We start from the raw sequence: 9175 nt of genomic DNA, 5'->3' as shown, positions 1-9175 counted from the left end.
GCCTATTATTCATGTCAAAATAACTACTTTGGACAGGACGGGGTGGGCTTTTCTGGTGAGTGTCCAGATTTTGCTAGAAAGTGTCCAGAAAAATACAAAAAGTGTCCAGATAAAATTACACCTGTTTTGCTAGCTTATTTTGCAGGTAATACATCCGTCCGAATAAGGTAATCGCACCTGCTGATAGCCCAACGATTAATCCTAGCCAATAGCCATAGGCGTCTAGGTTCGTATAATTAGCGAATAGCCATCCGCTAGGTAACCCAATTAACCAATATGATATGAGAGACATCCAGAAGGTTATGTTAACATCTTTGTATCCACGTAAAATTCCTTGCACCGGTGCACCAACGGCATCAGCAAATTGGAAGAAAATCGCATAATACAAGAAATGCTTAGTTAGTTCAATAACTTCAGGATGATCACTATATAAACGAGCAACTTGATCGTCCATTAAATAAATAATGCCGCCAGCTAAAAAAGCGATCACTAGACCAGAAAGAATTCCCATATAAGAATAGGTCCTCGCATCTTGAACACGTTTAGCACCAATTTCAAAACCAACAGCAATCGTTAAGGACATCGCAATACTTAATGGAATCATGTATAGAAACGAAGCGAAATTAATCGCTGCTTGATGTGCAGCAATCGTATTGGTACTATACACACTTAACATGAAAGTTACCGCAGAGAAAATACTAACCTCAAAGAAAATTGAAAAGCCGATTGGAATTCCAAGTCGTAATTGACTGATCCACTCTTTGATAGATGGCTTGATCAATCGATGAAAAATCTTGTGACCGCGGAATGGTCGGACATAATGGACGATCAATATGGATAAAATTAAATTGACACAAAAAGTTAATGCCGATGCAATCCCAGCACCAATTCCTCCAAATGCAGGCAAACCTAATTTTCCGAAGATGAAAATATAATTAAATAAAATATTTAAAGGTAAGGAAATTAAAATGATTGCCATCGAAATTCTAGTATGACCTAGTCCATCAATATAAGAACGCAATAAGTTATAAACAAAAAGCGGGATCATCCCTAATCCAATCGAAATGATATAGTACTTCGCAACATGTTGTACTCGATCCTCCAAATCCATCAATGATAGAATAGGATCGATCAAAAAAGCACCGATCAACGTAACCACAACACCTAATCCAATCGATAAATAAATCCCTTGCTGGACAGTGAAAGGAATTTTCCCTTCTTCATTAGCACCTGTTAACTGAGCAACAATCGGAGACATCGCCATTAAAATACCGACAATCGCCATTTGTACCGGTACCCATAAACTAGAGCCAATCGCTACGCCAGCAAGATCTGCAGCACCGGCTCTACCAGACATAATCGTGTCAAAAAAGTTCATTGCATACATACTTACTTGCGTGATTAGAATCGGTATCAGTATAATCATAAAGAGTCTTATTTTTTCTTTGAGTGTTTTAGTTTGATACATATTCATTCTTCCTTTTTTACAGTCGTAGAAGGATTATAACATATTTTGTTAATAGAGAGGACGGTTTTTATTTATGACCACTAAACAAATTATTTTTACCGGTGGTGGTACTGCAGGGCATGTCATGGTAAACCTAGCGATTATCCCGGAATTTTTAAAAGATGGTTGGACAATAGATTATATCGGTTCGAAAAATGGTATCGAGAAGGATTTAATTGAACCATTAGAAGGGGTGACATATCATCCGATCTCCACTGGAAAACTACGTCGTTATTTTTCTAAGGAAAATTTTAAAGACCCATTTAAAGTACTAAAAGGGACATGGCAAGCACATCGGATAATTGGCAAAAAGAAACCTGCTGTCATTTTCTCTAAAGGTGGGTTTGTATCTGTTCCTGTATTAGTAGCAGCACGCATGAGAGGTGTACCTGCTGTTATTCATGAATCAGATTATACACCAGGGCTTGCAAATAAATTAGCGATTCCCTTCGCTAAAAAAGTGTTAGCAACTTTTCCAGAGACCGTACAATATTTACCTGAGCAAAAAGCAGAGTGGATTGGTGCCGTTGTTCGAGAAGAACTCTTTACTGGCAGCAGGGAAAAAGGTTTTGACATGACAGGCTTTTCTAATAAGAAAAATGTTTTATTAATTATGGGTGGTAGTGCTGGTTCGAAAAAGATTAATCAGGCTGTACGTGAAGGTTTAGAAGAATTGTTAAAGCAATTTCAAGTTGTCCATATTTGTGGGAAGGATAATATCGATGAGACGTATGAACAAGAAGGGTATGTGCAATATGAATATGTCCAAGATGAATTGAAGGATTTGCTTGCGATTACCGATATGGTTTGTTCGCGTGCAGGTGCTAATGCGATTTTTGAATTTTTGGCATTAAATAAACCAATGCTGTTGATTCCGTTATCGCGTCAAGCAAGTCGTGGAGACCAGATTGTGAATGCTCAATCTTTTGAAAAACAAGGCTATGCCAAAGTGTTAGAGGAAGAAGAGTTATCAACGGATTCATTGGTTACTTCGCTTTTGGAATTAAAAAAAGATAAATTTGAAATAAAAGACAAAATGAATCAATATCGCTCCAGTGAAGCGAAAGAAAAGGTTATCGATATTATTAAAAATCAGGCTAATTTAAGCAGTTTACTTTAGGAAATGCCAATAGCATATTAAAATAGTGAGTGAATGGTTGATTAAAAAAGGAGGCGTTTCTACAAATGAGCTTAACTACTACATTAAAACTGAACAATGGAACAGAAATACCTGCAGTTGGACTTGGTGTCTACAAAGCGGAGCCAGGTAATGAGGTCTATCATGCGGTAAAATCAGCGTTAGAATTAGGATACCGTCATATTGACACAGCTTCACTCTATGCCAATGAAGAGGGTGTAGGTCAAGCCATTAAAGATAGTGGTATTCCTCGTGAAGAAATTTTTGTGACGACCAAAGTTTGGAATGACGAGCAAGGATATGAAGAAACAAAAGCAGCATTTAAGCGTAGTTTAGAACGTCTACAAATGGATTATGTTGATTTATACTTAGTACATTGGCCAGTACCAGGTAAATTTACGGAGACATACAAAGCACTGGAAGAAATTTATCATGATGGTAAGGCAAAAGCAATTGGGGTAAGTAACTTTGAGCCACATCACTTAGAGGAGTTATTAAAAGAAGCAAACGTTACGCCGGTAGTGAATCAAGTTGAGTTACATCCTCAGCTACAACAGCAAGCAGTTAGAGATTTTTGTGCAAAACACGATATAAAAGTAGAAGCGTGGGCGCCATTAGGTAAGGCTCGTTATTTTGATCATCCTGTGTTACAGGAATTAGCAGCAAAGCATAATAAAAAGCCTTCCCAAATTATTGTGCGCTGGCAATACCAAAGTGGCATCATTACGATCCCGAAGTCTGTTCATAAGGAACGCCAACAAGAAAATGTCGATATTTTTGATTTTGAATTATCTAATGAAGACATTGATAAAATAAAAACAATGGATGCCAATAACCGAATTGGCGCTCATCCTGATGAGTTTGATTACGGAATTTAGCATGAAAACACTTCTAGGATGAAGGCCTTGTTGTTGACACATTTTATAATTTAGTATATATTTATACTTAACTTAATATTCGACAGATGCTTATTTTTAACTTCTTAATTAATTTGGGCTTTAGCATTCTATTAATATTTCCCTATTGATTGAATGAAAAAGCTTTTAAACTATAAGAATGAAAAGGTAAAGTAAATCGGTATATGTAATAGCTTGGGTATTAGAATAGACAGATTTTTTCTGATTAGAAGTGGGAATATAACTAATTTCCACCTTAATAAGGTAGTTCTTCAAAAAACTTCGGTGAAGTTAGTTGAAGTGAAACCGACAATTTTCAAGATTCAATGATTGTAAATTATCATTGTAGTTTTGAAATTGTCGGTTTTTTAATTGCCTAGGAAATAATAATGTTGTGCGATGGATACCTTATCGGAATAAACATCGTAATGTTCAGCCCCGAGTGCCAAAAAAACTAGATGACTTCTATTACGTAAGACATCATCAGCAAGCTGACCGATATTTCTTTATCTCGGGGTATTCTGAAGTTGCTCTTGTTTTATGCGGGGACTTTCCACTTTTGTTCTTAAATAAATTCAAATTTATTCAAAATTTCATATTGGAGCAAGATAAAATATAGGACTATTTAGAAAAATATATGAAATGACCTTTTTTATTTTAAAATTCTTTATACGTTAATATTGTTTTTGAGGGGAGAATGTTTTGTGTTAGATTCATTGAGTTTGTCATCATCTTTAACCTTATTTTTCATTATGCTTATTGCTTCTGGGCTTAGCGGACTCTTGTTTTTACACCCACGAGTACCATTGAGTTTTATTCGTATTCATATTGGTATCGTGTCTTTGCCTCCTTTAGTTGCTTTATTTGCTCTTATAAATACTAGTGTGAATGGAAATGTTGGTCCATGGTACGTGGATTCCTTAGCATGGTTAATGGTTTTCTTTGTCCTTGCAATTGGTTTAATCATCCAGCGTTTTTCAGTACGTTACTTAATGGGAGACCGCTCTTATCGTAAGTATTTTATGCTTTTTACATTTACGACAGGTGTTGCTTCCATTACATGGTTAAGTGGTGATCTTCGCTTAATGGTTATATCGTGGGGAGCCACTCTCATTGGTTTAACCTTCCTTATAAGGTTAAACCGCGGTTGGAAAGTAGCTGATGAAGCGGCCAAGGTTTCTGCTCGCTTATTTACATTAAGTTGGTTTGCATTATTGATTGCAATGATTTGGCTTTTTGTAGTAACAGGCCAATGGCAGTTATCATTAGCTCTAACAAATGAACATTTGGCACAACTAGGACAATGGGAGAGAACAGGGATAAATTTATTGATTGTATTAGCAGTAATCATTCCTGCAGCCCAATGGCCTTTCCATAGGTGGTTAATTGAGTCTGTTGTTGCTCCGACTCCTGTTTCTGCAATCATGCACGCTGGTTTAGTAAATGCAGGTGGGATTATGCTAACTCGATTATCACCACTATTTAACGGTGATATAGCTTCAATGGTATTACTTATTCTTGCAAGTATCTCTGTTTTGATTGGATCTGGAATTAGTTTAGTTCAGGTTGACTATAAACGTCAGTTGGTAGGATCGACGATTGGTCAAATGGGGTTTATGCTCGTTCAGTGTGCATTAGGTGCGTATATAGCAGCGATTATTCACCTTGTTTTACATGGTTTGTTCAAAGCAACACTGTTTTTACTGGCAGGTTCTGCAGTACGACGTTATGAGGTATCGTCTCGTATTAATGAACGGTCAGCTTATTTATGGGTCTTGGCTGGCCGAACATTAGCCTTATTAGTAGGGGTTGCATTTTGGCTTACGGCTCCAGGAGACGGGTATCAATTGATTAGTGCGCTAATCCTAGGGTGGTCATTGTCCGTTTCTTGGACACAACTCGTGGCTTTTGGACAGGGGAGAATCGGTCGTATTGCTGGCCTAATATTTTTAGGAGGTTCTGCCATCATTTATTTTATCATTCATAATCTCTTTTATGAGTGGTTGCATACAACTGTTTTTCAAGGTGTTCAACCTCCAATGTTTGTTGTCATCATTGTCGTAGGCCTCTTATTAATTGGTAGTACTATAGGTTCATGGGCGTCCCGTAATCGTTCTTCTGTTTCCTACTCAGTACTCTATCTTTGGTTAATACGACTAGGTGAAGCAAAAACTAAATCAGTAGAAAGTCATCCAAACTACCTTAAACAGCTATTTTTATCTCAAGGAGGTAATAAGTGATGGACGTATCATCCGTTTTAACAAAAGAAAATGAAAATAATAAAGATACAAATAAGAATTTTCAAGAAATAGACATCAATACAATAATTGAATCAGCTAGTCGGGTGATTGCGCCACTATGGCCTATTTCTACGTTTGCAGCACGTAATCCATGGATGGGACTAGAAAAGCAATCTTTTGATGAGGTTGCAGATTGGTTAAAAGATACTCGTGATGTTGATATCTACCCTAGTGCTTCCATGATTCGTTCGGCAAAAAGTAAAGGTGAGATTGATGAAGCATTTGTAAAAATGGGTCTACAGCGTTGGCTTGATACCCATCCCTTTAATATCCCAAGGGATGTGGCAGAGCGATTTTGTCAGGCTGCACTCAAATTGGATCGATTACCTTCAAGCCTCTTATCATCACATAAGTTGGAGAAATCGGTAGAGGAATTTAGTGGCCTGAATTTGGATAGCATCAAGAATTCCTCTATACAACCAATGAGTTCGTTTGTAAAAAAACAAGATGGTGAGAAGTTAATTAAAATTCTTGATAATCATGTTATCAAATGGTGCAAAGTGTATCTTGATGAATTTCAAGCGGGTTGGACAATGCCACACCGTGAGGAAGGTTTCTATCGTGCGTGGCGACGTCTCATTCAACACGATCCGGCACTTAGTAAACATCAGCGTCAAAACCTAAAAGATTGGCCACATGAGGCACCCTTGGCATTAAAAGAAGCATTGTCTTTCATGGAAATCCCTACGTCAGAGATACAGAATTATCTTGAAGGTCATTTACTTTCGTTACCTGGGTGGGCAGGAATGATGCTTTGGCGCTCTCAACAAACAAGCCATGAACAAGATCTCTTAACAGACTATCTAGCAGTTCGAATTTCCCTGGAGTGGGCGCTTATAAAGCCCTATTTACCTTTGAGTAATCAACGAACGGAGAGTGAAGTTTCGCTTACTACTTTGTTAGCATCTTGGATTCATTGGGGTGGTCTTACTCTAGAGGATTGGTTACAGATGTCAGCCACTGAACAGCATGAATATTTATCATTTGCTTACAGCTTTGATGACAAGCTTCGTCGAAAAATATGGTTAGAAGGTTGGGAGCAAACACACACAGATCAATTAAGTCAGAAATTAATCTTTAAACAGCGTGAGACTAAACGAAAGCATTCAACATTAGCTCAATTAGCATTCTGTATAGATGTGCGTTCAGAACCTTTTCGTCGTCAACTAGAAAAAGAAGGTCCGTTTGAAACGATTGGAATTGCTGGTTTCTTCGGGTTACCGATTGCAACTAGTGAATTAGGTAGTAAACATAGTCATGCATCCTTGCCAATTATACTGAACCCACAGCATAAGATAAGAGAGTACGTAGATGAAGAGGAACTCGATAAATACCAACAACGTAAGCAAGCAGTTAATTCCTTAAGCAATACGTTTAAAACGATGAAACAGAATGTGCTAGCGAGTTTACTTTTACCAGAATTAAGTGGACCTTGGCTTAGTCTACAAATGGTAGCACGTAGCTTTGTGCCAAGAAAAGCAAATCGATTTATACGTAATTTACGTGAGTCTTGGATACGTAAACCTAATACAAAACTCTCGCTTGATCATGAAGATAATAAAGAGGCGAATCTACCTGTTGGTTTCTCTGAAGAAGAGAAATTGAGTTATGCTCACCAGGCTCTAAAATTAATGGGTCTAACAGAGAAGAAGTTCGCACCTTTAGTCGTAATATGTGGGCATAGTAGTCAAAGTATAAACAATCCTTATGCCTCTTCTCTTGAGTGCGGTGCCTGCGGTGGTGCGGCAGGTGGATTCAATGCAAGAGCTTTAGCCAATTTATGTAATCTTCCAGAGGTAAGGAGAGGGCTTTCTGCTAAAGGAATTGAAATTCCTGAGGACACTATTTTTGTAGCTGCAGAGCATAAAACGACGATAGATGAATTACACTGGATTTATGTTCCCACCCTCTCTGAAGCTGCACAAGAAGCATTTGATCGTATTGAAGCTATTATGCCGACGGTGAGTCGTAATGCCAACGCAGAACGTTTAGCTCAATTACCAGGTTTCCAATCTAAACTAAAAAATCCAAAGGCTGAGGCACAACGATTTGCAGACGATTGGAGTGAGATACGTCCTGAATGGGGGTTAGCTCGTAATGCTTCATTTATAATTGGTCAACGAGAATTAACCTTGGATTGTGACTTGGAAGGTAGAGCCTTTCTGCATAACTATGATTGGAAACAAGATGAAAGTGGTGATCTCCTAGCAAACATTATTGCAGGACCAGGAACAGTGTCCCAGTGGATTAATCTTCAATATTACGCTTCAACGGTAGCGCCACATTATTATGGAAGTGGAAATAAAGCAACGCAAACTGTTACAGCAGGTCTAGGCGTTATGCAAGGTAATGCAAGTGACTTGTTAACTGGACTACCTTGGCAATCCGTTATGCAATCAGATTCCGAAGTATATCATTCTCCTGTTCGTTTGCTGATTGTCATCCAAGCGCCTAGCGAATATGTAGAACGATTATTGAATAATGATTCAGTATTCCGCGAAAAAGTTGAAAATGGATGGGTGCGCCTTTCAAGTATTGATCCAGAAGGACATTGGAAAAATTGGTGATTACTATAAATGATTTGCTTTGCTTAATGAACAAAAGTATTATTTGTTATGGACATAAAAATTAGAAATATAAATAAAATAGATAATTTATTGATCGTTAGGAGATGAGTTTGTGAAAGTATCTAAAGGCTCTTATGAATCTGAGATAAGTAAGGCAATTACGCAATGGGAAAAGGACTATCTTGGGCGTGGATCTGTATCTGTCAAGACAGATATATTACGGGATATGGTGATTGTAAATCTACAAGGAATTTTAACACGAGCAGAATATAACGTTTGTGAAACCAAAGAAGGAATGTTAACGATAAAGAAAACTCGTTCAGAATTAGTTGAATCAGGTATAGAAGATCTTAAAAATATTATACTCACTATAACTGGAGAGGAAGTAAAAAGTTTCCATTCTGATATAAGCTCTCGCACTGGTGAACGAGTGATGGTATTTAAATTATTCAATGATTTTGAGAAAAATATTTAATGTAAAGAGAAAAAATATTTTGATTGAATTGAACGAACTAAGAGTAGAATCCAGTATACTACTATATTAGCGTGTTAGGAGAACAAAATCATCAAGTTGTGGTGATTGTAGATACCGTCTTTGAAGAAGATAAAGGAGCAGTAAGATGATGCAGATTATATTTTCAATTGTCAGTGTATTGTGGATGGTATATGCATTCTTTCGAGTAAAACAATCGATCCATATGCTGCAATTAAATAGTTACTTTAACAAACGATTATGGCGTTGGATGACAGAGCATTGGTCAAAAGTT

6 protein-coding genes are annotated in these 9175 nt (G+C 37.4%); 5 read left to right on the top strand and 1 reads right to left on the bottom strand.

Translation table 11 applies throughout. The features are described from left to right. Positions 1-115 precede the first annotated feature (115 nt). A complete protein-coding gene (locus GH715_RS20495) occupies positions 116-1468 on the bottom strand; it encodes an MATE family efflux transporter (protein WP_153837123.1) in 1353 nt (450 codons plus the stop codon). Between the two features lie 73 nt (positions 1469-1541). Between GH715_RS20495 and GH715_RS20490 the strand changes: the two genes are divergently transcribed. The 5 genes from GH715_RS20490 (at position 1542) to GH715_RS20470 (ending at position 8883) form a co-directional block, all read left to right on the top strand. Then, positions 1542-2627 carry an undecaprenyldiphospho-muramoylpentapeptide beta-N-acetylglucosaminyltransferase gene (locus tag GH715_RS20490; protein WP_153837124.1) on the top strand — a complete coding sequence of 362 codons (1086 nt, stop codon included), beginning with the start codon at positions 1542-1544 and terminating at the stop codon, positions 2625-2627. 65 nt (positions 2628-2692) lie between these two features. Next, on the top strand, positions 2693-3523 hold the full coding sequence (locus GH715_RS20485; protein WP_153837125.1) for an aldo/keto reductase: 831 nt from the start codon (positions 2693-2695) through the stop codon (positions 3521-3523). 722 nt (positions 3524-4245) lie between these two features. Next, positions 4246-5781, top strand: coding sequence for an NADH dehydrogenase subunit 5 (locus GH715_RS20480; RefSeq protein ID WP_163578810.1), 1536 nt, complete (start codon positions 4246-4248; stop codon positions 5779-5781). Further along, entirely contained in the window at positions 5781-8408 is a 2628-nt protein-coding gene (locus GH715_RS20475) for a DUF2309 domain-containing protein (protein WP_153837127.1), read from the top strand. The genes GH715_RS20480 and GH715_RS20475 overlap by 1 nt, the downstream gene beginning before the upstream one ends. Before the next feature lie 112 nt (positions 8409-8520). Continuing rightward, positions 8521-8883 carry a Na-translocating system protein MpsC family protein gene (locus tag GH715_RS20470; protein ID WP_163578809.1) on the top strand — a complete coding sequence of 121 codons (363 nt, stop codon included), beginning with the start codon at positions 8521-8523 and terminating at the stop codon, positions 8881-8883. Positions 8884-9175 lie beyond the last annotated feature (292 nt).

The sequence above is a fragment of the Gracilibacillus thailandensis genome (assembly GCF_010994055.1).
In the GTDB taxonomy this organism is placed as follows: Bacteria; Bacillota; Bacilli; order Bacillales; family Amphibacillaceae; genus Gracilibacillus; species Gracilibacillus lacisalsi.
Note: the sequence above shows the minus strand (reverse complement) of the source record. Positions and strands in the feature narration are given on the sequence as shown.

Coding starts and splice junctions, on each gene's coding strand:
- GH715_RS20495 (WP_153837123.1), bottom strand. CDS start 1,468: ATGTATCAAACTAAAACACTCAAAGAAAAAATAAGACTCTTTATGATT.
- GH715_RS20490 (WP_153837124.1), top strand. CDS start 1,542: ATGACCACTAAACAAATTATTTTTACCGGTGGTGGTACTGCAGGGCAT.
- GH715_RS20485 (WP_153837125.1), top strand. CDS start 2,693: ATGAGCTTAACTACTACATTAAAACTGAACAATGGAACAGAAATACCT.
- GH715_RS20475 (WP_153837127.1), top strand. CDS start 5,781: ATGGACGTATCATCCGTTTTAACAAAAGAAAATGAAAATAATAAAGAT.